The following is a 23,569-nucleotide window of genomic DNA, read 5'->3' on the forward strand; positions in this document are numbered from 1 at the left end:
TTAATATAATAATTTGAAAATTCTAATAATACTTTAATAATCAATTTCAAATCCTAAATCTTGAATCATGTCATAGTCCATTTGATTTGGTTGACCACCAGTAATTAAATAGTCTCCAACAAAAATAGAATTCGCAATCATGAGTGATAATGATTGAAGCGATCTTAAATTTACTTCGCGTCCACCAGCAATACGTATTTCTTTCGTAGGATTAATGAGTCTAAACATACATAAAATTCTAATGCATTTCATAGGAGTTAAGTCATCCATACTCCCAAATTTCGTACCTTTTATAGGATGTAAGAAATTGACTGGAATACTATCAGCATCTAATTGATTCAATGTAAAAGCCATATCGATAATATCTTCGTCAGATTCACCCATACCACAAATCACGCCAGAACATGGAGAAATATTCTTTTCCTTCATTATATTTATTGTATTTACACGATCATCAAAACTATGTGTTGTCACAACTTCATCATGATAATTAGCACTAGTATTTATATTGTGATTATATCGGTCTACACCACTGTTTTTAAGGGACTCTGCTTGTTGTTCATTTGTTAATCCGAGACAAGCACAAATCTTAAGTTGAGGATGATTTCTTTTAATTTGTTCAACAGAATCAGTAATGTGAGAAATCTCTTTATCACTAGGGCCACGACCACTCATAACAATACAGTAAGTTCCAATTTTATTTTCAGAAGCCACTTTAGCACCTTCAACAATTTGATTCTCCGGAATCAGTGCATATCTTTGAGATTTTTGTTTAACATCTCTTGATTGTCCGCAATAACCACAGTCTTCGGGGCAAATACCACTTTTGGCATTTAAAATCATATTCAGTTTTACTTTCTTACCATAATAATGATGTCGAACTTTATAAGCTTCTTGAACAAGTGTTAATGTATCAATCGATTCATCTTGATAAATTTTTAAAGATTCATCAAATGTTAAGTGATGACCATTGATTACGTTATTTCCTAAAGTCATTAAAATTCCCCCTCTATAATTATTAATAGAATACTAATAATATTCTTAATTGTAAACCTAAATATTTTTAAGGTTAACAATTAATGATTAATTGCTAAAATATGGTAGAAATTACAATGAACTAGTGATAGCATATATATTGAAAGGTTTAAATTATACATAGGGGAGATAAAATGAAGGGGTTTAAATCAGTCATTATATATAGTACTTTAGCTTTATTACTTGTAGGGTGTGGAAACGAAGAAAGTTCAGCAAGTAAAGATAATGAGCACAATAATTCAGAACAGCAGTCAAATAAACATGAAAATGCTAAGTTGCCTACTGTTGTATTTGAATCTGATTTAACAAATGAAAAATTATCAAAGTCAGAAATACATAAAAGTATTCAACGTTATTTAGATACAAGTGAAAGTATTTATAAAGTGACAACAAAGATTGAAGAAAAAGTATGGGACGAACAACCTTTAACGAAGAGAGAAGCAGATCAATTAGAAGAAGGTAGAAAACTTTTAGAAAAGAATGACCAGAACTTCTCAAATTATATAGAAAATAATACACTCCCAAAAGGCTATCAAAAAGAAACAAATAGAATCAGTCAGTACTTTACAAGTTACAATCAAACAATTAAAAAATTAGATCAACAAGTGCAAAAAATAGAAGATAAAGCAGAAAAAGGTACCATCTCAACAAAAGATATAAAAGATATCGTACCAGATAGTCAAAATGTAAATGGTAGACAACAAGCAAAAATAGAAAAATTCCTTAAACAAATCAATGTGACGACAAATGCGTTTAAAAGGTAAAAAGTTATTTTGAAAGATGGTGGTTGTATGCAGAAGCGACTATTAGAGAATCAAACACTAATAAGAGGAGCAAGCTTGTTTTTAATCTTTGTAATTGGAGCACTTCTATATTCATTTATGTCAGTTCCGAAAATGCTCGTTTTCATGGTTCCATTGTTTATATTATTGGTGCTATTTTGTGATTGGTTAAGAGGTGTAGAAAAAGCCAAGAACATACAACATTTTATGACCTATAGGTTAATTATACTCTTAATAGGTGTTGTATTATTGGTTCAATATTTTTTAAGTATTTATCGAGAAGACGTAAAGTCTTTATACTTGTTTGCATGGCTTATAATATCATTTATCGCTGACATTATTGAAAATAAATATTTCCTTAAACAAAACAATATGAACACGAATTTGGATAAAAGCTAAAAGGTTATTTTGAAAGATGGTGGTTGTATGATGAAACAATTAATTAAAAATAGAGAGTTATTAACGGTGGTATTTGTATTTCTAATTATCGCCTTAAGTTTATTATTAGGTTTATTCCTAAATCCTGAACAAATTCTTATATGTATCTTTCCGATTTTTATTATTTTTCTTTTATTTAGAGATTGGTTGAGAGGACGAGAGAAAGCAAAGGATTTCAAGAAATTCATGATATTTAGAATAGTTGTAATGATAATATTTTTGGTAATAATGTCATTATACATATTGAGTACGTATATGAATAATCAATTTACGAATCCATTATATATTTTTGGTTGGTTTATTGTATTATTCATTACTGACATTATTGAAAATAAATATTTTATAAAACAAAACAATATGAACACGAAATTGGATAAAAGCTAAAAGGTTATTTTGAAAGATGGTGGTTGTATGATGAAACGATTAATAAAAAATAGAGAGTTATTAACGTTGATATTTATTTTTATCTTGATAGGCATATGTTTGTTACTGGGTACATTCCTAAGTCTTGAACAAATTTTGATATGTATATCTCCTGTATTAATCATTTTCATGATGTTTAGAGATTGGCTAAAGGGACAAGAGGAAGCAAAAAATTTGAAGCATTTTATGGTATTTAGGCTCATCATTAACATAATAATCTTTGTATTAATGATTCTATATATTTTCAGTTCATACCAAAGTGATAGTGGCCCAAATATTTTGTATATGCTTGGCTGGTGTATTGTTATCTTTATCGGCTACATTATTGAGAATAAATATTTCATAAAAAAAGAATCGGATAAATAATAATCAAGAAACCAAAAAGGCTGGGACAGTATAATCTGTCTCAGCCTTTTGGATATTTTAATATTTCGTCTTTAATTGTTCTTTTTCAATGTCTGATATAAATGCATGGTCTATTGCTTTAATATTAATGTCTTTCATTTCTGCTATAGATAACAACTGATGGTTGTACAAGAGTTGGTATTCTTTGTTTAAGTTTGTATTCGAAACTGTTCTATTATCTGTATTAATATTAAATGGAATGCCTTGTTCTATAAGCTTTCTAATATTAAGTTCTTCTACTGATTGAATTGCTTTTGTTTGTAAGTTGCTCGTTGGACAAATTTCTAATAATGCGTTGTTTTGTTTAATGTATGATAATGCTTGATTGTCTTGAATTGCAGCAACGCCATGTCCTATTCTTCGTGCACCGAGTTCGATTCCTTCTATTATATTATGTATACATCCGCATTCACCGGCATGCAATGTTAAGTGGTGGCCAGAATCTGTAGAATGTTGAATGGCTTCCTGTATGACTTTTGTAGGAAATGCTTCTTCAGGACCTGCAAAATCAAAACCTACAATGTGACGATTGGTTGTATTTAACTGATCTACTGATTTAAATAGTTCAATGTTTGTTTGGTTGTCGTGATGTCGCATGCCACAAATTAGCAAATTGACTTTAATATCATATGTATCTTCAGCTTCGATTGCTCCGTTGTTAACAGCTTCTAAAATTTTTTCAATGTTTAAGCCTTTATCTGTATGGAAAAGTGGCGCAAATCGTATTTCTATATATTTAATGTTGTCGTGATGTGCTTGTTGTGCGACATCGACAACTGCTTTCTCTAAACTATCTTTTGTTTGTAAAACTTTTAAAATGGTGTCGAAAGATTTTAAGTAGTCATCTAAGCTTTCGCAATTTTGGTCTACTTGAATATCTTCTAAATTAATAGATACATGTTGTTCTCGTGCGAGTTGCTGGATTAATTCGATGCTAACAGAACCGTCTAGGTGACAGTGTAACTCTGTTTTTGCTACTTCATTTATTGTAGACATTGGGAATATCCTTTCTTTATCTATTGGTATGATTTTTAAATATAGTTATATATTATAAACAAATTCAGAAATATCTGGTAGTATTTAGCACAAATGTGTAGATTTTGTGAGAAAGTTTATAAAAATATTATTTTTTTATCTGAAAATTCTTGGTTTCGAATTATTAAAAATGCTATATTTATAGAATATTTTTAAAATTACAGTTTCAAAATTTAGTACATACATATTAAGAAGGGTCAGACATGAATAATAATTTGAAAAGAGCGTTAACGTCAAGACAAATGCAAATGATTGCGATTGGTGGCACAATTGGTGTTGGTTTATTTATGGGGGGCATCAAGTACGATTAAGTGGACAGGACCATCCGTGTTATTAGCATATGCGATTGCAGGTGTATTTGTATTTTTAATTATGAGAGCGTTAGGTGAAATGGTTTACGTTTATCCAGACACGGGTTCATTTGCTAAGTTCGCAAATGATTATATTCACCCGTCATTTTCATTCGTAACCGCTGGAAGTAGTACATTTAACTGGATTATTGTCGGTATGAGTGAAGTTATAGCAGTAGGTTCGTATTTTAAATTTTGGTGGCCAGATTTACCTTCATGGATACCAGGTTTAGCTGTCGTTCTTATATTGCTTTCTGCAAACTTAGTTTCTGTTAAGTGGTTTGGTGAATTTGAATTTTGGTTTGCCGCTGTAAAAGTTGTAACGATTATATTAATGATTATTGCAGGGTTAGGGTTAATACTTTTTGGAATAGGTAATAACTTTAATCCGATTGGAATCAGTCATTTATGGGATCGTGGTGGTTTCTTCACAGGTGGTCTAAGTGGTTTCTTCTTTGCATTATCGATCGTATTTGGTTCTTATATTGGTATTGAATTAATTGGTATTACTGCAGGTGAAACGAAAGATCCACAGAAAAATATAGTAAAAGCTATTAACGGTGTTGTATGGAGAATATTAATTTTCTATATCGGTTCGATTTTCGTTATTGTAACTGTTTATCCATGGGATGAAGTGAATCAAATTGGTTCACCGTTTGTTGCGACATTTGCAAAAGTAGGTATCACTGCAGCTGCAACTATTATTAACTTTGTTGTGATTACAGCAGCAATGTCAGGGTGTAACTCTGGTATTTTTAGTACGAGTCGTATACTTTATACGTTATCTAAACAAAAGCAAATTTCTCAAATATTCTATAGAACGAATAAAAATGGTGTCCCACATATAGCTGTTATCGCAGTATCAATTGGTATCTTCTTCGGTATCGTCTTAGATATTGTATTACCTCTGATATTAGGTAAAGATACGAATATATTTGTATATGTGTTCAGTGCAGGTGTGCTTCCAGGTATGGTACCTTGGTTTGCTATTTTAATTAGTCATATGAATTTTAGAAAGAGAGAACAAATTAAAGATCATCCATTTAAGATGCCATTCGCACCAGTCAGTACTATAATCACAATTATTATGCTTGTATTAGTTGTTATTGGCATGTTGTTCAACGCTGAAACAAGAATCTCAGTCATTATTGGGATTGTATTTATTGCGATCATTAGTTTATACGCATTTATTAAAAAACCATAATATATGAATAAAAATACATGTACATTTTGAATGTATATGTATTTTTTTATAGTCTGAATCAAAATAAAGTAAATCTATTTTATAACTATGAATTGTTATATAACAGTTAAATAAAGGGATTTATAAATTAAATATTCAAAATTGACTATAGACATTATTTTATGAATATAATACAATTGATAACAGTTATCAATTAATAGGAGGACATCATGAATAAATATTCAAGAATTTTTATGGCAGTATTAGTTGTTTCAGCAATGTTTCTAGCAGCATGTGGCAATAATAAAGGTAGCGAAGCAGGTGCTAAGAAATCTGAAACAATAGAAATAAAAGACGAATTAGGTACTCAAAAAGTTAAAAAGAATCCTAAAAACATTGTCGTGTTAGAGTATTCTTTTGCAGATGCAGTTAAAAATCTTGGCAATACACCAGTCGGTATTGCGGATGATAATAAGAAAGAAATTATTAAAAAATTATATGGTGAAGATGTGAAATATACATCAGTTGGTACACGTAAACAACCAAACTTAGAATCTATCAGTTCGCTTAAACCAGATTTGATTATAGCCGATGTTCAACGTCATAAAGGAATAAGTGAAGACTTGAAGAAAATTGCACCAACACTTGTATTGAAAAGTAGAGAAGCAAGCTACGATGATGTGAATGGCTCATTCAAAACAATTGGTAAAGCTTTAGGTAAAGAAGATAAAGCGAAACAATTACTTGAAGAGCAAGATGCGAAAATTAAAAAAGCTAAAGATAAAATAGATACAAAAGAAAACGAAGGTCAAAAAGTGATGATAGCTGTTGCGAGGGAAGATGCATTCCAAGCGCATACTTCTACTTCTTATGCTGGTCAACTATTAACGAAATTGGGATTAGACAACGCTGTAGAATCTAAAAATGCATATGAAGATATTAATCTAGAAAATTTATCTAAAATTAATCCAGATAAAATCATTTTTACAACTGACAAAAAGCATCCAATAACAGATGATTGGAAAGAAAAAGCAATTTGGAAAGATCTTAAAGCATATAAAAAAGGTCAAATATACCAAGTAGATAGAGACTTCTGGACAAGATTCAGAGGTATTAATGCAAATGACTATATCATAAAAGATTTAGAAAAATATAACGAAGAGAAATAAATACTTGAACAATGAACGTACATACAATTGTCCGTTCATTGTTTTATTTCTGAGTTGAGTTGGTGATGTTATGAAAAAAGAAACGATAATCATTATAGCAACAGTCATAATCTTAATAATAGGAATTTTTATAAATTTAAGCTTTGCTTCGTCAATTATGAGTTTTAAAACGATATTTCATGCTTTATTACATAATGATCATTCGAAAGATACATTAATTATTAGAACAGTAAGACTACCAAGACTATTAGTTGCGATTATGGTTGGTGTGAGTTTAGCGCTAGCAGGTGCAATCATGCAAGGTATTACGAGAAATGCACTTGCTTCACCTCAAACATTTGGTATTAATGCCGGTGCTTCGTTAGTGCTTGTTGCGGCATTAGTTTTCTTTCCTGATTATAATGGTAATCAAAGTGCGTATATTGGATTTATTGGTGCGATTTTAGGTGGCGTGATTGTGTATACCTTTATTTATGGACATGAGAATAATCAAGTTCGTTTAGCATTAGCGGGTATGACCATTCATTTATTACTATCTTCAGTCACTGAAGTGTTGATATTAATGAATGAAAACGCCACAGATATTCTATATTGGTTAACAGGGTCGTTAAACGGTAAAGATTGGGATAGTGTGGAAGTCTTATTACCGTGGTTTGTAATCGGTACGATTATCACAATTATGTTAGCGAGACATTTAACGGTTATTTCACTTGGTGATGATTTAGCTACAGGTTTAGGTGTTTATAAGAAACTGATTTATATAGTATTTGGATTGATGGTTATTATTCTAGCTGGTTCATCAGTATCTGTTGCAGGTCCAATTGGCTTTGTAGGCTTAATTGCACCTCATATTTCTAAGAGGTTGATTAGAGGCGGTTATGAAAGACATATTATATTAACAGCACTCATTGGTGCAGTGTTACTCGTTTATTCAGATGCGTTATCACATATTATTGCTTATCCTTATGAATCGCCTGTCGGAATTGTAACAGCTTTAATAGGCGGACCATTCTTCCTTTACTTATGTAAAAATGGAAGGAGTGTTCAAAAAGGATGAAACTTAAATGGAAATATATCATCGTTTCACTCGTACTATTGGTCGCATTATTCATTAATCTACAAGTAGGTTCTCAGTTTATAGGTACATCAAAGATTATATCTACATTTTCTGGCTTTTCAGATGATTATGATTTTGTTGTATATAATTATCGATTACCAAGAATGATTATTTCATTGATTGGTGGAGGCTTATTAGGTGTATCAGGTGCTATTGTCCAAAGTTTACTGAGAAATCCTTTAGCATCACCAGATATCATCGGTGTTACAAAAGGAGCAGGATTATTTGCAGTCGCACAAACATTATTGTTACCAGCACTACCATTTTATTTCTTAGGTATTGCTTCATTTATAGGTGCAGTTGTACTCATCATGCTTATTATGCTTATCGGCAAATTGTTCCAAGCAAGTACATACACCATTGCATTAATAGGTGTTGCTTTAAGTGCGATATGTCAGGCAGGTCTTCAATATTTCATGATTAGATATCCAGACAATATTAATACGACATTATTGTGGTTGTCAGGAAGTGTGTGGGGACGGAATTATGATGATTTATGGTTCTTTATCCCAGGCATAGTGGTGTTTCCATTTATTTTCTTATTTGCTCGTAAAATTGACATATTAAGTTTAGGTGATGAATCTGCTGTCAGTTTGGGTGAAAAAGTATCTCTTATTAGAAATGTATATCTTGTGATGGCAGCAATTTGCGTTGGATCTGTTGTGTCAGTAACAGGAACAATTGGCTTTATAGGCTTAATTGCACCTCATATAGCAAGGTTATTAGCAGGACCGAAAGCTATTAAATTGTTACCATTGTCAGCTTTAATAGGTTCAATATTCTTATTAGTAGCAGATGCAATAGGTAAAGGGCTGTTTCCACCACTCGAAATTCCTGCAGGTGTAGTTACAGCCATTATTGGTGCCCCTTATTTCTTATATTTATTAAAAAAATCTCAAAGTGTGTAATGAGTTATTTAGCCGAAACAGTCATGATTGTTTCGGCTTTTTTGATAGGCATAATTATTTCTTGAGAAATATGGCTGTGATAACATTGCATTAAAAAGAATATTAAGGAAGTGTAAGTATGTCTAATCAATCTGCTTTATTAGTTATGGATATGCAAAATGGTATTGTTGGTAGTTTATCTAATTCGAATGAAATTATCGATAAAAATAAAAAGGCTATCGAAAGTGCTAGGAAACATCAAATTCCCGTCATTTTTGTGAGAGTCGCTTTTTCGAAAGAATTTCATGAAGTGTCACCTCACAACAAATCATTTTCACGAATTAAAGCAAGTGGACAACAAATGAGTGTGAATGATGCATCAACTCAAATTATAGACGAACTTGCACCAAATGAAGATGAAGTCATTGTTACAAAACATCGCTTTAGTGCTTTTACAGGTAGTAATTTAGAAGTGTTATTGCGTGGTATGCAAATTGATCACCTTATTTTAACAGGTGTGGTAACGAGTGGTGTTGTGTTATCTACTTTAGTTGAAGCGGCAGACAAAGACTTTGAATTAACGGTCTTATCAGATGCGATGACAGACAGAGATCTTGAAACACATCAATTTTTAATAGATAAAATTTTTCCTAGGTATGCGGAAGTAACTGAGACGATAGATTGGTCAAATACAATCGTATAGATAGGAGATAATTTATATGCGTCAAGTTTCGAGTGAGGAAACCTTTAATACGAAACTATATCCTCCAATGATATTAGGGTCAATATTGAATCCTATCAACTCTTCTATGTTAGCTGTTGCACTTATACCAATTGCACAAGCTTTTGATATACCTTTTTATCAAACGACATGGCTTGTGTCATCGTTATATTTAGCAACGAGTATTGGTCAACCGGTGATAGGTAAACTTATAGATATATTTGGCCCTAGAGGGTTGTTTTTATTTGCTACAAGTTTAGTAGGTGTAGCAAGTTTGATTGCGATTTTTACACCATCTTTTTATGGATTAGTATTAGCAAGATTTCTTATAGGTATTGGTACTTGTGCAGGTTATCCTTCAGCAATGTATTTAATCAGTTATGAGGGTAAGCGTACAGGTAAAGATAGTCCAAGTAAAATATTAACAATGTTATCGATATCCAATCAGACGATTTCTGTTATTGGTCCAACAATCGGTGGTTTATTAATTCACAGTGGCGGTTGGCAAGCAATATTCTTAGTTAATGTTCCACTTTCCATTCTGTCATTCGTATTTGGATTTTTATATTATCCAAAAGTTGAAAGTCCGAAAAAATTAAATGCATTAAAAGAACAAATTGACTTTATAGGTATAACGTTGTTTACAATTACTTTAACAACTTGGATGATTTTCTTTATGGAGCCAGATCAATCTATTCTTTATCTATTTATAATTGGACTGTTCAGTTTAGTTGCTTTTGTTATCATGGAACTTAAATCTAAAAAGCCATTCATCGATTTAAGAGTCCTTGGTCATAATGGTGCTTTAAACAACACGTATGTAAGATCACTACTTACAGCAGTTATTTCTTATAGTGTGCTATACGGATATGTTCAATGGTTAGAAGAGGGGAGAGGGTTGACTGCGGCACATGCAGGACTCATGATGATACCTCAATTCTTGGTTGGAATTTTTATGGCACAATTAACAGGCACAAGATTATCAATCAAGTTCAAACTATATTTAGGAACAATTTGCGCACTCATAACAATGATGGGATTTCAATTCATACAAGCTGATACACCATTATGGATATTAATATTATTAGCAGCAATTTTCGGTGTGCCACAAGGATTACTAAATTTAGCAAACCAAAATGCACTTTATCATCAAGCGCCAAAATCAATGATAGGCATGTCAGCAGGATTATTAAGAACTGCGATGTATATCGGAGCGATCGTATCATCCACTCTCATTAGTACTTTATTCAAAGGTGACCACATCACAAATGGCATACATGAATTAGGTTTTTTCTGTATGCTAATAGGCGTAGTTATCATCATTCTAACCTTTGTCAGCAGACGTTCATTAAGCGCAAGGTAAGACTGCGGGTTGTCTGAAGTTAGAGAGAAGGGTGGGTTGGTTTTGGAGTGGTTGCTTAGAAAATGTCCTTTTATAATGTGGGGATTTATGTGTTAATGATCAAGTGAATATTTGGGATTTAGAAACTTGTGAGTTAATGATAGAGAAAACTCATGAGATTGGGAAAGATGTGAGTTAAAGGCGGAGTAAACTCACGAAATCGTAAAAGATGTGAGTTAAAGGCGGAATAAACTCACGAGATCGTAAAAGATGTGAGTTAAAGGCGGAGTAAACTCACGAGATCGTAAAAGATGTGAGTTAAAGGCGGAATAAACTCACGAGATTGGGAAAGATGTGAGTTAAAGGTGGAATAAACTCACGAGATCGCAAAACATGTGAGTTAAAGGCAGAATAAACTCACGAGATCGTAAAAGATGTGAGTTAAAGGCGGAGTAAACTCACGAGATCGCAAAAGATGTGAGTTAAAGGCAGAATAAACTCACAACTTTTACTAATTTACTAATTAAAGCCACAACACCAACCAATTCCACATTCTCCATCAAAAAAAGAGCTAGGGCACGTATCCTAGCTCTTTTCATATTTATTTCATTTCTTTAAATGCTTTTAAGAATATTTCTCTTTGTTTTTCTAATGAAATTGGATCGTTATATTGTGTTTCTGATACATCGAATTTAACGACATGATCATTTTTCTTAGCTTCTGTATTTGCCCAAACATTTGTATCTTCGAATGGTGCTTTTTGATCTCCGTTTGCTGCGATTACAACAAAGTCACCTAAATATTTATCGAATTCTTCTGGTGTTATTGAGATAGCATTTGTTTTTTCTGTTGCTTTCTTAAGGTCTTCTGGTTGTTTTAATCCCCAACCGCTATATAAGATTTCAGTACCTCGACCTAATTCATCACTGAATGCCATTAGTCCTTTTGGTGTTTGTTGTAAGACTGTCGCTGTTTTTCCTTTAATAAGTGGATCTAATTCTTCTCTATCATTTTTAAGCTTTTTATCCCATTCTTTAATCCATTCTTTGGCTTTATCTTCTTCGCCGACTGATTCTGCTAATTTAGTTGTATTATCTTTATATGTAGAAGTCATTGCATCAAAAGTAACTGTAGGTGCAATCTTTTTAAGTTTATTAAGGTTTTTGTCTTGTGCACTTGTAATAATTAAGTCTGGTTTAGATTTCGCAACTTGTTCAACATTTGTTTGATCTATTTTCTTAGCATCTTTCGTAACATCTTTAAGTACTTTATTTTGATTAATAAATTCTGGTACCGCTACTGGAGTATGATCAAATTTAACTAATGCGCCGACATATGTTGGATGTAATACTGCAATTCGTTTAGGATTTTTTGGTACGTCAACTTTCTTACCATTATCCATCGTAAATGATTTTGTATCAGAGTTTGAATCTTTCTTACTACTTGAATCTTTATTGTCATTGTTGTTCCCGCATGCTGCAACAAATAAAATTAACGTTAATACTAAAATTAATACCTTTTTCATTAAAAGGCCTCCCCTTTGTTATTGATATTGATAATCTTTCTCAATTGTATCAAAATATAGTGATATTACAATAGGTTTTGCGAAATTTAAAGAGTGTAATTATTTGAATATCATATTTTTACCATGTATATTGAACGTAGTAAATTCAATTGGAAAGGAGTGAAGGCGTAATGGAATGGCTCATAGGGTTGTTAGGTGAAGAGATATTAATTAATTATGTTGCATTTAGCATACATTATTTCATTCCTGTGTTATTAACGCTCTTGTTTGTTTACTTGCAAATGCAGGCAAACATCAAGCTCCACAAAGATTGGATTGTAAGGTTTTCAACTGAAGTAGAGGATCAATACATTTTCGAATGGATAGTCCCTATTTTAAGGTGGAGAACACGTTGCTTATCCAAAACAGTCGATGAAGAAGACGCTAGTCCAATATATTAACGCATAATTAATATATTGGAGGAGAAATTTTGAAAAAATTATATACAGTTTTAGCATTTTTAGCAGTATCGATATTACTAAGTGGATGTGCACCACAAGAAGGTGGTGTATTTTATAATTCATTAGTAGAACCATTCATTTATTTGATTAAATTCTTTGCATCATTCTTTAATAATAGTTACGGAATTGGCATTATCATCGTTACTATATGTGTAAGACTAATTGTTATGCCGTTTATGTTGCGTTCTTTTAAAGGACAGAAGAAAATGCAATTTAAAATGAAGAAAATAAAACCACAAATGGATGAAATTAATAAGAAGATGAAATCAGCTAAAGATGAACAAGAACGTGCACAATATAGCCAAGAAATGATGGCTTTATATAAAGAACATGGTATAAATCCTTTAGGTATGGGATGTTTACCAATGATTATACAGATGCCGATACTAATGGCGTTGTACTTTGCAATATCTCATAATGATGCACTTGCAAGTCATAGTTTCGCTTGGTTTAACCTAGGTACACCAAATATATTTATGGCACTGATTGCCGGAGCACTCTATTTATTACAAGCATATTTATCAACAAAATATTTACCAGAAGAATCAAATGGACAAATGAAATACATCATGTATATTAGTCCAATTATGATCTTTATTGTAAGTATGAGCACACCAGCAGCACTTCCATTATATTGGAGTGCAAGTGCGATCGTACTTATCGTTCAACAATATATATCTAATAAGTACTTTAATTATCACGAAGACGAACTTCAAACAAGTTCATAAATAATAAAAGACGCTCGATATGCCGCTAAAGTCTATGACTTTAGTGGCATTTTTTAATGACTTTTTAGACAGGGTTAAAAGAATAATCAATTTTTATAAAATGTTTGTATATTGAATTAAAGGTGACCATTTTTATAGAAATACTATATTTTATTATTAGTAAATAAACTTTTAGATAAAGCTAACTAGTTTCTATAATAGAAATATTTTTCAAACAATTTTGTTTAGAAAATATTTTTATTTTTGATAAATAATGGTATAATAACCAAAAATATACAAAAATTAGGAGGTTAATATGAGGAAAGTTTCAATTTTAATTATGTTTTTATTACTTTTTACACAAATTTTTAGTTTTAACAATCAAGTTCAAGCAAAGGATTTAACGAACCATGTTATTAAAGACATCAATGTTACTAAACAAGATGGTTCTAATGGTGAATTTTCACATAGAGAAAGAACTAAAATATCCGTAACCTTTGCCGGAAATGGTACTAAAATTTCACCAAACGATACTTTATCAGTTTTGCTCCCGAAGGAATTATTAGGATTTAATTCAGCAATTTCTTTGAAAAATTCTGAGGGTACAGAACTTGGTACATGTCAGGTATCTAATAATTCTGTTAATTGTACTTTTAATGACAATGTAGAAAAATTAGATAATATTAGAGGAGAATTCTTCTTTGAAGCAGAAATAAATAAATCAGAAGAAGGATCACATAAAGTTGACTTAGATTTTGGAAATACAAATATCACTAAAGTGATAACTGTAAATAATGGGTCTTCTGCAGGAGGAAAATCGGAAGAGATATTTCATAAAACCGGACAGATACTCCCAGATGACGTAAATAATATACAATGGGCAATAAGATTCAATAACAAGCAAGATTATTTTAGAGGAAATGATCCAGCTTTAATATCTGATAATATTGGAAGCGGTATGGAATTAAATAAAGATAGCTTGCAATTATCGGTAAAACAAGTAAATGAAGCACAACCAAGATTTTATACAGTTGAAGAATTTGAAAATGCTGGATTAGGAAATGTTGATGTTACCAATAAAACGATAAATATTAGGTTCAACACACCTAGTTACAATGAATTAATTGTCTATTATTCAACAAAGATCACTGATAATTCATTGAAATCATTTGAAAATCAATCATCAGTTACATATATAGATAAAAATGAAAAACAAATAATAGAGCATTCTAATGCTGTTGTTCAGAATATTAACTCTGGCGGTAAGGCAGAAGGAGATTTAGCAAAATATAGTGGTAAAGTAGTGATTTCTAAAGTTGGAAATGATGAAAAAGGAAATTCAAAACCACTTGAAGGTGCAGAATTTGAATTAGTTAATTTAGATGGAGAAGTAGTTGGTAAAGGAACGACTGATTCAAATGGGACATTAGTTTTTGAAAATATTAAAGGTGGAACACACACGCTTAAAGAGACTAAAATTCCAGATGGATATAAAATTAATGAAGCTGATTTTCCTAGTAAGGTTGTATTAGATTTTGAAAAAGATAAAGAAATTAATTTGACTGTTGTGAACATTAAAGATCCAGAACCAGATAACCCAACACCGGACAATCCGGAACCAGATAACCCAACACCGGACAATCCGGATCCAGATAATCCGAAACCAGATAACCCAACACCGGATAATCCGAAACCAGATAACCCAACACCGGATAATCCGAAACCGGATGAACCAAAACCAGATAATCCGAAACCGGATGAACCAAAACCAGATAACCCAACACCGGACAATCCAAAACCAGATAATCCGAAACCAGATAACCCAACACCGGACAATCCGGATCCAGATAACCCAGATCCGGATAAGCCAGAACCAGATAAGCCGGATCCAGATAAGCCGGATCCAGATAACCCAGATCCGGATAAGCCAGAACCAGATAAGCCGGATCCAGATAAGCCGGATCCAGATAAACCAGAACCAGACAAGCCAGAACCAGATAACCCAACACCGGATAATCCGACACCGGATGAACCAAAACCAGATAATCCAACACCGGATAAGCCGAAACCAGATAATCCATAACCGGATAAACCAAAACCAGATAACCCAACACCGGACAATCCAAAACCAGATAATCCGAAACCGGACAATCCAACACCGGATGAACCAAAACCAGATAATCCAACACCGGATAATCCAACACCGGATAATCCAAATCCAGACAAACCAGATCCAGATAACCCAACACCGGATAATCCGAAACCGGATGAACCAAAACCAGATAACCCGAAACCAGATGAACCAAAACCAGATAACCCGAAACCAGATAACCCAACACCGGATGAACCAAAACCAGATAATCCGAAACCGGATGAGCCAAAACCAGATAACCCAACACCGGATGAACCAGAGCCAGATAATCCAAAACCAGACAATCCGAAACCGGACAATCCAAAACCAGATAACCCAACACCGGATAATCCAAATCCAGACAAACCAGAGCCAGATAATCCAACACCAGATAAACCAACACATGAAAAACCAACACCAGAAGCTCAAAATAAAGAAGAAGCAAAATCAGGTAAATCAAGTGAAGAAAATGTAAATAAAGATCAAGCTAAAAATAATACTGAAAAAGATGGAAATATGACAGTAACATCTGACAAAACACAACAAAAACAAAAAAATGATAAAGATGGAATATTGCCTAATACAGGTGAAGTCATACAAAATCATCCAATAATAACAACAGCAAGCATACTATTATTATTAGCAATTGGATCTGTATTACTATTCTTTAGAAAAAAACAAAAATAAGGTAAATGTTGGCCTTAATTGCAAATAAAGACTAACGACTATACAAAAAAGACGCTCGATTTTTGAGCGTCTTTTTATGAATAAAAACATAAAAAAATAACCTTCTATTCGCTTTAGCGTGCATATAGAAGGTTATTAAAATTATATACAGCTACCGTCACTTAAACGGGCTTATAACTCTATTATAAATAAAATATTAGTATTTGTATAGATATAAGTTCTCTAAAATTTTATGTGTTTTTTATAGAATTAGAAAAACATATAATGGTATAATGATGTCACAAGCAAGTTGGGTAGATGGTGGCTAATCCAATCTAAGGAGGTTGATGCCTATGAAGGTATTTAAACAATCTCTAGAAAGGAGGATAGCCTTTGTTTTCTATTGAAATTGCAATGCAACTCAAAATAAGCATGAGTATATTAGTACTAATGTTTATTGAAGTAGTCATTGTAATGAAAAAAAGAAATAAAAAATAACCATCACAACTTTGGCAAGCTGATGGTTATTTAATCATCTAAAAGTCACCGTCACTTAAACGGGCTTGTTGAGGTAACGTGTACCAGCACGTTACCTTTATTTGATTATAGAATATCATGAAAAAATACAATTTGTCTAGTGACTTAAACACTTGAAGCTCAATTCTCGAGCTTCTTTTTCTTTCTTCTCTTAATGAATTCATATGTAATCAAGATAACAACAATCACCATCATAGGATATATTCTATAATCGGGAGCAACGAATAATCTTATTAAGATGAATGCGATAATTAATGAGCTAAATAGTATTAAGTATTCTTTAGTAAAGATATTGTATTTTTCTTTTTTATATATATCACTTGCTAAAACTAGTGGCATAACTAGTGAAATTCCGATTATTGAACCAATTAATGACGCTAAATCCACTTTATTGAAAATAATAAGTTGGGTTAATAAAATAATTGTAATGATATACAATCCATATGTCACACTATAAAACAATTTCTCCTTCATTCTTCTCAGCTCCTTAATTTAAATGGATTTTGAAGTTTACACCTTTTGTAGTGGGCATAATTTTAAAGGTTCCGTTATGAAATGTGATGCAATCCATAATGATTGTTGAACCGATACCGTGTCCTTCTTTGTTGTCTTTTGTTGTGTAATTTGAATGAAGCATGTGTTTCTCTGTCGTCTTACTTATGCCGACACCGTCATCTTTGTAGTTAATTTCTAAACCTTCATTTATATTCTTAATGTTGATTTCGATGTTTGGGTTACATTTATTATGATCGATACTATTATCTATAAGGTTCATCATCATACGTTCAAAATATAGTTTATTGCCATAAAATTTTTGTTCTGTTAATTCATTGATAATTTCAAGTTTGTCATATTGTAAGGTTCTTCTCAGCTGCTTTAATGTCTCAGTAATATCGAATGATTCTTTATGAATGGTCATTTGATCTGTTTCGTATCTGAAGTTATTGTTTAAACTATCAATCAGCTCAGTCATATATGCAGCTTTATCTGAAATTAAAATCGCATATTTCTTAGTATCAATTTCTTCTGATGATAAGAGCTTGGCGTAACCATAAATAGATGTTAAAGGTGATTTTAAATCATGAGATAGTTGATTAAGCCATTTCTCGCGATAGTAATTAATTTGATTTTGGTAGATTTTATCTTCAGTCAGTTGTAAGTTTAAGCTTTCTACAGAATCATTCAGTTCTTTAAATAATTTTTTGCTTCTTTTGTTGTAGTGTTTAGAGCTTGGCTTAAACAATTTACCTTTAGAAAGATTTTCTATCCAATCGGTATAGAAGAATAATGGCTTAGAAAGTCTTTTAGAAATGATAAATGCGAAAATGATTACTAAAATCATGTTGAGTATAATCAATAATAAATAAGATAGTGCTAAAAATTTAAATGTCTTATTTTCAATGTCATTAAACTCATCTGTATATTCTACTTTATGATAGGCAGGATTATCTATAAATGTTAATTGATTATCCTTTTCGACATGATAATATTTATTGTAATTATTGATGTACAAGCTACTTATCAATTTCTTTGTATCAATATTTTCTGTTGATTGAATAGCATGTCTATGTGATTTTGGATAAATTAATATGACGCTATAGTCATCACTGCGAAATGGAATGGCTTGTGTGTTGTATAAGTTTTCAACAATTTTATTTTTCAAATTCATTTGTTTTTTAGGATAAAGGACATTGGCATTTTTATCGATAATATACAACTGAACATGATTGTCTTTTAATTTTTGTTTTAAATCATCATTTAATTTATAGCCGTTTTCTTCATTTGATATTGAAAAATCCATATAAAAATCATCAACATCATCTAAATCGGAATAAGAAATTTTTATAACATTGGTAAAGAAAAGCCAGATGCCGATAACACCTATAATAAAAGTAATCGTAAGAAAAATAAAAATGTATTTCGTGAATTTCCATGTGAATCTTTTATTCATTTCATTAACCTCTATATATGTAACCTTTGCCTCGAACTGTCTGTATAAGTTGAGGATTATTCGGGTCATCTTCTATTTTTTTGCGTAGTGTACGTATGTGAACCATTAATGTATTGTCATCCACACTGACTGAATAACCCCATACACGTTCGTATAGTTGACTCTTTGTCAAAACTTGGTTTTTATTTTTAATGAAATAAGCGAGAAGGTCATATTCTCTTGATGTTAGATTAGCCTTCTTGTTATTTGTGATGACATCAGTTGTATCGAGATTGACTTTCAAATTCTTATTATGATGCGTATTGATATTTTTAATATGTACGGAAACGCGATAAGCAAGTTCAATAGGATCAAATGGTTTCTTAACATAATCTACGGCACCATTTTCAAATCCTTTATAAACATCTAAATCAGAATCTTTTGCTGTAACGATAATAAGTTTGGTATCTTCATGTTTAATATATTTGACGAGTTCATAGCCATTTTCTGATTTTAAGTTTAAATCAAGCAACACAACATCAAAGTGATGGGCTTTTAATTTTGATTCAGCTTCTGGTTTGTCGCTTGCTAAATATATCTCACCTAATTGTTTATTCGATAAGGATATTTTTATCAATGTTTGTATATCTAAATCATCTTCTACTATTAATATTTTGGCAGTCATTTTTACACCTCTATATTATTGTATATTTTCATTTTATATGTATCTACACGTATATGTAAAATTAAGTCAGATTTAAGGTTTATATAAGTCACATTTTATTTTAACTTGTTAATATAATATGTGAGGTGAATAGAATGAACAGAATAGAAGTTGCCGATGCACTAAGGGGATTTAGTTTATTTGGCATATTTATGGCCAATTTATTAATTTTCCAATTTGGTTTAACCGGGCAATTATACATAGATCAGTATCATTTAAGTGGTTTGAATCAAACAATTTATCATATTATCAAGATTATATTTGAAGGTAGCTTTATGCCAATATTTGCGATTTTATTTGGTTTTTCTTTAGATAAGCTCTATCAATCTATGAAAAGTAAACAAGTTAAACGTCCGAGAATTAAACTGTTAAGAAGAGCCATATTCTTATTAATATTAGGTAGTTTACATGCTTATTTTATATGGGAAGGAGATATCTTATTTGGTTATGCACTATCGATGTTAATCGTGATTCCGTTCATTTCATTGAATCGTAAATTTTTTAAATGGGTGACGATTATTGGATTTGGGTTCATATTAGCAATGTCGGTTGGCTCTTTATTTGATACTTCAGCTCCTATTATAGAAACGAGTGATAAAGCTTCGTATGTGCATGAAGTTAAAACATTATTTAGTGAAGGTAGTTATTGGGATATTCGTGAAGCAGATGACACGATACAAGATCCGAAATTCATGCAATTAAAAGCAATGCTTGGCGATAATATGGGATGGTTATTTGTAATGATTCTGTTTATAGAAGTTCCGTATTTCACACTAGGTATATGTTTATCTAAATATAAATGGTTTGAAAAACGTATTAAAGATCAACACATTTCAAAATGGTTTATATATATAACACCAGTATGGATATTAGGAAAGTCCTCTTATTTATGGTTATCGAATGAAAATGCAGCAGAGAGCATTGCCATGATATTTGGTATATTGTTGGCCATCAGCTATATTTGTTTATTTAAATATTTATATCAAACGTATCAACAGAACGTAATATTTAGAGGGTTTGAAAGTCTCGGTAAAATGTCGTTATCGATGTATATTTTACAAAGTATTATCGGAACACTCATTCTGTATGGCTATGGATTAGGATTATTCGGTAAAGATATACTCATAGTGACATCGTTTAGTTTTATATTAATTTATGTATTACAAATGCTTTTTGCAACATGGTATCAAAAGCATTGGCGATATGGTCCGTTAGAATATATACTTCGAATGTTTACACATTGGAAAATTAAAGTAGGGAAGAGGAGATGAAATAATAATGATTGAAATAGTTAAGAAAGTCGCACGCATATTATTTGTCGTATTTTCAGGGCTATTAGTCGCAAGATATGTCATTCAGCAGCTTAATCAATTTACTGATTTGCAATTAAGTTGGTTCTATTTAGAACGTGTGCCATATAGTTTCATCATCATTGTTATTTTATACTTCATCTGTATTGTCGTTTATAGTTCATTACGTACATATGAACAAAGAGATTAGTTTAAGTATATAAAGACAGGGAGCAGGACGTGTTGTCCAGCTCCCATTTTTGATTTCTATTCTTTCGGCTTAATAGATTTAACATTTTTAAATCCACTTTTCATACTTGCAAGATGTTCCATAAAATCGTGCCACTCTGTACCAGCTTCTTCAAACGTTTGCTGTAATAATTCATTTTGGGCTTGGTTCAATTTATGAACTAATGCACTACCTTCTTCTGTAGGGTATAAATGTTTCACACGTCTATCATTGTCAGAGTCTACATATCTAATTAATTTTTTCTCTTTTAATTTTTTTAATGAAGCGTGAGAAGCTTGTTTTGATATTTCAAGTGTATCTAATAAATCTTTAATTGTTATACCTGGCATTTGATCTATAAAAAATAAAAATCTGTGATGTTGTCTATTCATGCCATGGTTTTTAATAATATCGTCAGCTGTATTGATAAATGTTTTGTATGCGAAATAAAAAAGCATATGATCATAATTGTTTTTATTATCCATCGTGTCGACTCCTTTTCAACTATTATAAAGGATAGTTGTTAAAAATTCATTTTTAGGTCAATGAGGTTGACTTAATTTTAAAGTAGGTATATACTAAGAATTGTTAAAGGGATTATTAAACATTTGATATTTAATCAAAGGTTTATTTTTTACACTAATAGGTCAACTATATTGACTTAAATTGATTCATAAAAATAGAAAAGGAGAATCGGATATGAAAAAACGTGTTGGGGAATATTTAATGGATTCATTAAGTACAGTAGGAGTAGAAAAAGTATTTGGTGTTCCTGGAGATTTTAATTTAGCATTTTTAGACGATATTGTAAGCAGAGAAGATATGGAATGGGTAGGCAATACAAATGAATTAAATGCAAGTTATGCTGCTGATGGATATGCAAGAATGAATGGTATCAGCGCAATGGTCACTACATTTGGCGTTGGTGAACTAAGTGCAGTTAACGGTATTGCAGGATCTTATGCAGAACGCGTGCCAGTGATAGCTATTACAGGTGCACCAACAACAGTTGTTGAAGAAGCGGGTAAATATGTTCACCATTCATTAGGTGAAGGTAAGTTTGATAGTTATAGAAAAATGTTTAAAGAAATCACAACAGCTCAAGGTTATATTACAGTAGAAAATGCTCAGACTGAAATTCCAAGATTAATTAATGCAGCATTAGCTGAAAAAAGACCTGTTCATATACATTTACCAATCGATGTAGCACAAGCAGAAATTGAAGTTGAAGAAGACTTTAAACCAGCAGAAATGATTAATCAAGATGTTTCACATTACATTGAAATGGTACAACAAAAATTAAAAACAGCTCAGCAACCAGTTATCATTACAGGACATGAAATTAATAGCTTTAAATTACATGATGAATTAGAACGCTTTGTTGAACAAACACAAATTCCAGTTGCACAACTTTCTTTAGGTAAAGGTGCATTTAATGAAGAAAGTCGTTATTATATGGGGATTTATGACGGTAGTATTGCAGAAGAAGAGATTAGAAATTATGTAGATAACAGTGATGCTATTTTAAATATTGGTGCTAAATTAACAGATTCAGCAACTGCAGGTTATTCATATGGATTTGATATTGATGATGTCGTGATGATCAATCACTTAGATTTCAAATTAAATGATACAACTTCATCAGAATATACATTACCAAGTTTAATGAACGGATTACTTGATATTGAATATAAAAATGAAGCACATTTCCCAGAAAATAATCGTCCTGAAAAAGGTGATTACACAGTTGATAATGCGCCACTTACACAAGAAACTTACTTTAAAATGATGCAAGACTTTATCGGATTAGATGATATCATTTTAGCAGAACAAGGTACTTCATTCTTCGGTGCGTATGACCTTAACTTATATAAAGACAATACATTTATTGGACAACCATTATGGGGATCAATCGGTTATACATTACCAGCAACAATCGGTACACAAACGTCTAATTTATATAGAAGAAATATATTATTAATCGGTGATGGTTCATTACAATTAACAGCACAAGATATTTCAACAATGATTAGAAACGACCTTAAACCTGTTATTTTTGTTATTAATAATGATGGATACACAGTTGAAAGAAAAATCCACGGCGAACACCAAGTATATAATGATATTCAAATGTGGGACTACAAAATGTTACCAGCCGTATTTGGCGGTAAAGATACAGTAGCCGTTCACGACGTAGAAACATCTGCCGATTTAGAAAATGTATTCTTAAAAATTAACAACGAACCAAATCAAATGCATTTCATAGAAGTTAAAATGGGCGTATCAGACGCACCAGAAAAACTAGACGCAATCGGACAAGCATTCTCAAAACAAAATAGTTAATACAAAAAGTCAGGGACATAATGTAACGTCTCTGACTCTTTTAGTATCTTGGCAGTAGATGACTGAATTGAAAATGCGCTTGTAGCAAGCTTTTTTCAACT

The 23,569-nt window shown here is 31.6% G+C and carries 20 protein-coding genes and 1 pseudogene; 14 read left to right on the forward strand and 7 right to left on the reverse strand.

Annotated features, from left to right (window positions below; translation table 11 throughout):
- Positions 1-33 precede the first annotated feature (33 nt).
- Positions 34-996: a biotin synthase BioB gene (gene bioB, locus LQ617_RS13420; protein ID WP_239740581.1), complete on the reverse strand. Its 963-nt coding sequence runs from the start codon at positions 994-996 to the stop codon at positions 34-36.
- A 173-nt stretch (positions 997-1,169) separates the two neighbouring features.
- Between bioB and LQ617_RS13425 the strand changes: the two genes are divergently transcribed.
- A complete protein-coding gene (locus tag LQ617_RS13425) occupies positions 1,170-1,799 on the forward strand; it encodes an NDxxF motif lipoprotein (protein ID WP_239740582.1) in 630 nt (209 codons plus the stop codon).
- A 1,302-nt stretch (positions 1,800-3,101) separates the two neighbouring features.
- On the opposite strand, the gene add is transcribed toward LQ617_RS13425, so the two are convergent.
- Positions 3,102-4,079 (reverse strand): adenosine deaminase, encoded by a 978-nt coding sequence (gene add / locus LQ617_RS13430; RefSeq protein WP_239740583.1) that lies wholly within the window; start codon positions 4,077-4,079, stop codon positions 3,102-3,104.
- A gap of 242 nt (positions 4,080-4,321) precedes the next feature.
- Here add and LQ617_RS13435 point away from each other — a divergent pair.
- From LQ617_RS13435 to LQ617_RS13460, 6 genes and pseudogenes are all read left to right on the forward strand, one after another.
- Positions 4,322-5,672: pseudogene (locus LQ617_RS13435) on the forward strand (amino acid permease).
- 209 nt (positions 5,673-5,881) lie between these two features.
- Positions 5,882-6,820: an ABC transporter substrate-binding protein gene (locus tag LQ617_RS13440; protein WP_159315968.1), complete on the forward strand. Its 939-nt coding sequence runs from the start codon at positions 5,882-5,884 to the stop codon at positions 6,818-6,820.
- Between the two features lie 70 nt (positions 6,821-6,890).
- Positions 6,891-7,877: a FecCD family ABC transporter permease gene (locus tag LQ617_RS13445; RefSeq protein ID WP_103361815.1), complete on the forward strand. Its 987-nt coding sequence runs from the start codon at positions 6,891-6,893 to the stop codon at positions 7,875-7,877.
- Positions 7,874-8,845, forward strand: a complete 972-nt coding sequence (locus LQ617_RS13450) for a FecCD family ABC transporter permease (protein ID WP_239740584.1) — start codon at positions 7,874-7,876, stop codon at positions 8,843-8,845. Before LQ617_RS13445 ends, LQ617_RS13450 begins: the two co-directional genes overlap by 4 nt.
- Positions 8,846-8,963: 118 nt before the next feature.
- Positions 8,964-9,527, forward strand: coding sequence for a cysteine hydrolase family protein (locus LQ617_RS13455; protein WP_239740585.1), 564 nt, complete (start codon positions 8,964-8,966; stop codon positions 9,525-9,527).
- Between the two features lie 16 nt (positions 9,528-9,543).
- Positions 9,544-10,908, forward strand: coding sequence for an MFS transporter (locus LQ617_RS13460; RefSeq protein ID WP_239740586.1), 1,365 nt, complete (start codon positions 9,544-9,546; stop codon positions 10,906-10,908).
- A gap of 580 nt (positions 10,909-11,488) precedes the next feature.
- Here the strand turns inward: LQ617_RS13460 and LQ617_RS13465 are convergent.
- Positions 11,489-12,412, reverse strand: coding sequence for an ABC transporter substrate-binding protein (locus LQ617_RS13465; RefSeq protein ID WP_239740587.1), 924 nt, complete (start codon positions 12,410-12,412; stop codon positions 11,489-11,491).
- A gap of 170 nt (positions 12,413-12,582) precedes the next feature.
- Here LQ617_RS13465 and LQ617_RS13470 point away from each other — a divergent pair, with 170 nt between their 5' ends.
- The 4 genes from LQ617_RS13470 to LQ617_RS13485 all read left to right on the forward strand — a co-directional run bounded on the left by LQ617_RS13470 (position 12,583) and on the right by LQ617_RS13485 (position 16,437).
- Positions 12,583-12,852 (forward strand): hypothetical protein, encoded by a 270-nt coding sequence (locus tag LQ617_RS13470; RefSeq protein WP_037590157.1) that lies wholly within the window; start codon positions 12,583-12,585, stop codon positions 12,850-12,852.
- Between the two features lie 29 nt (positions 12,853-12,881).
- Positions 12,882-13,640, forward strand: coding sequence for a membrane protein insertase YidC (gene yidC / locus LQ617_RS13475; RefSeq protein WP_239740588.1), 759 nt, complete (start codon positions 12,882-12,884; stop codon positions 13,638-13,640).
- A gap of 295 nt (positions 13,641-13,935) precedes the next feature.
- The gene (locus LQ617_RS13480; protein WP_239740589.1) at positions 13,936-15,702 is read left to right on the forward strand and encodes a SpaA isopeptide-forming pilin-related protein; all 1,767 of its coding nucleotides are present in this window, start codon (positions 13,936-13,938) and stop codon (positions 15,700-15,702) included.
- A gap of 564 nt (positions 15,703-16,266) precedes the next feature.
- On the forward strand, positions 16,267-16,437 hold the full coding sequence (locus LQ617_RS13485) for an LPXTG cell wall anchor domain-containing protein (RefSeq protein WP_239705850.1): 171 nt from the start codon (positions 16,267-16,269) through the stop codon (positions 16,435-16,437).
- Positions 16,438-17,073: 636 nt separating this feature from the next.
- On the opposite strand, the gene LQ617_RS13490 is transcribed toward LQ617_RS13485, so the two are convergent.
- Genes LQ617_RS13490 through LQ617_RS13500 form a run of 3 tightly spaced genes read right to left on the reverse strand, consistent with a single transcriptional unit; the run spans position 17,074 to position 19,568 of the window.
- Positions 17,074-17,427: a hypothetical protein gene (locus LQ617_RS13490; RefSeq protein WP_206166654.1), complete on the reverse strand. Its 354-nt coding sequence runs from the start codon at positions 17,425-17,427 to the stop codon at positions 17,074-17,076.
- Between the two features lie 13 nt (positions 17,428-17,440).
- Positions 17,441-18,904, reverse strand: coding sequence for a sensor histidine kinase (locus LQ617_RS13495; RefSeq protein ID WP_239740590.1), 1,464 nt, complete (start codon positions 18,902-18,904; stop codon positions 17,441-17,443).
- A gap of 4 nt (positions 18,905-18,908) precedes the next feature.
- Complete coding sequence (locus LQ617_RS13500; RefSeq protein ID WP_239740591.1) at positions 18,909-19,568, reverse strand: response regulator transcription factor; 660 nt, start codon at positions 19,566-19,568, stop codon at positions 18,909-18,911.
- 134 nt (positions 19,569-19,702) lie between these two features.
- On the opposite strand from LQ617_RS13500, the gene LQ617_RS13505 reads away from it, so the two are divergent.
- A complete protein-coding gene (locus LQ617_RS13505; protein ID WP_239740592.1) occupies positions 19,703-20,878 on the forward strand; it encodes a DUF418 domain-containing protein in 1,176 nt (391 codons plus the stop codon).
- 7 nt (positions 20,879-20,885) lie between these two features.
- Entirely contained in the window at positions 20,886-21,107 is a 222-nt protein-coding gene (locus LQ617_RS13510; RefSeq protein ID WP_037590487.1) for a hypothetical protein, read from the forward strand.
- Positions 21,108-21,163: 56 nt separating this feature from the next.
- Here LQ617_RS13510 and LQ617_RS13515 read toward each other — a convergent pair whose 3' ends face one another.
- Positions 21,164-21,610, reverse strand: coding sequence for a MarR family winged helix-turn-helix transcriptional regulator (locus LQ617_RS13515; RefSeq protein ID WP_025906982.1), 447 nt, complete (start codon positions 21,608-21,610; stop codon positions 21,164-21,166).
- Between the two features lie 214 nt (positions 21,611-21,824).
- Between LQ617_RS13515 and LQ617_RS13520 the strand changes: the two genes are divergently transcribed.
- Positions 21,825-23,468 carry an alpha-keto acid decarboxylase family protein gene (locus tag LQ617_RS13520; RefSeq protein WP_239740593.1) on the forward strand — a complete coding sequence of 548 codons (1,644 nt, stop codon included), beginning with the start codon at positions 21,825-21,827 and terminating at the stop codon, positions 23,466-23,468.
- The last annotated feature ends 101 nt before the right edge of the window (positions 23,469-23,569 follow it).

It is taken from the genome of Mammaliicoccus sp. P-M59 (assembly GCF_022386135.1).
In the GTDB taxonomy this organism is placed as follows: domain Bacteria; phylum Bacillota; class Bacilli; order Staphylococcales; family Staphylococcaceae; genus Mammaliicoccus; species Mammaliicoccus sciuri_A.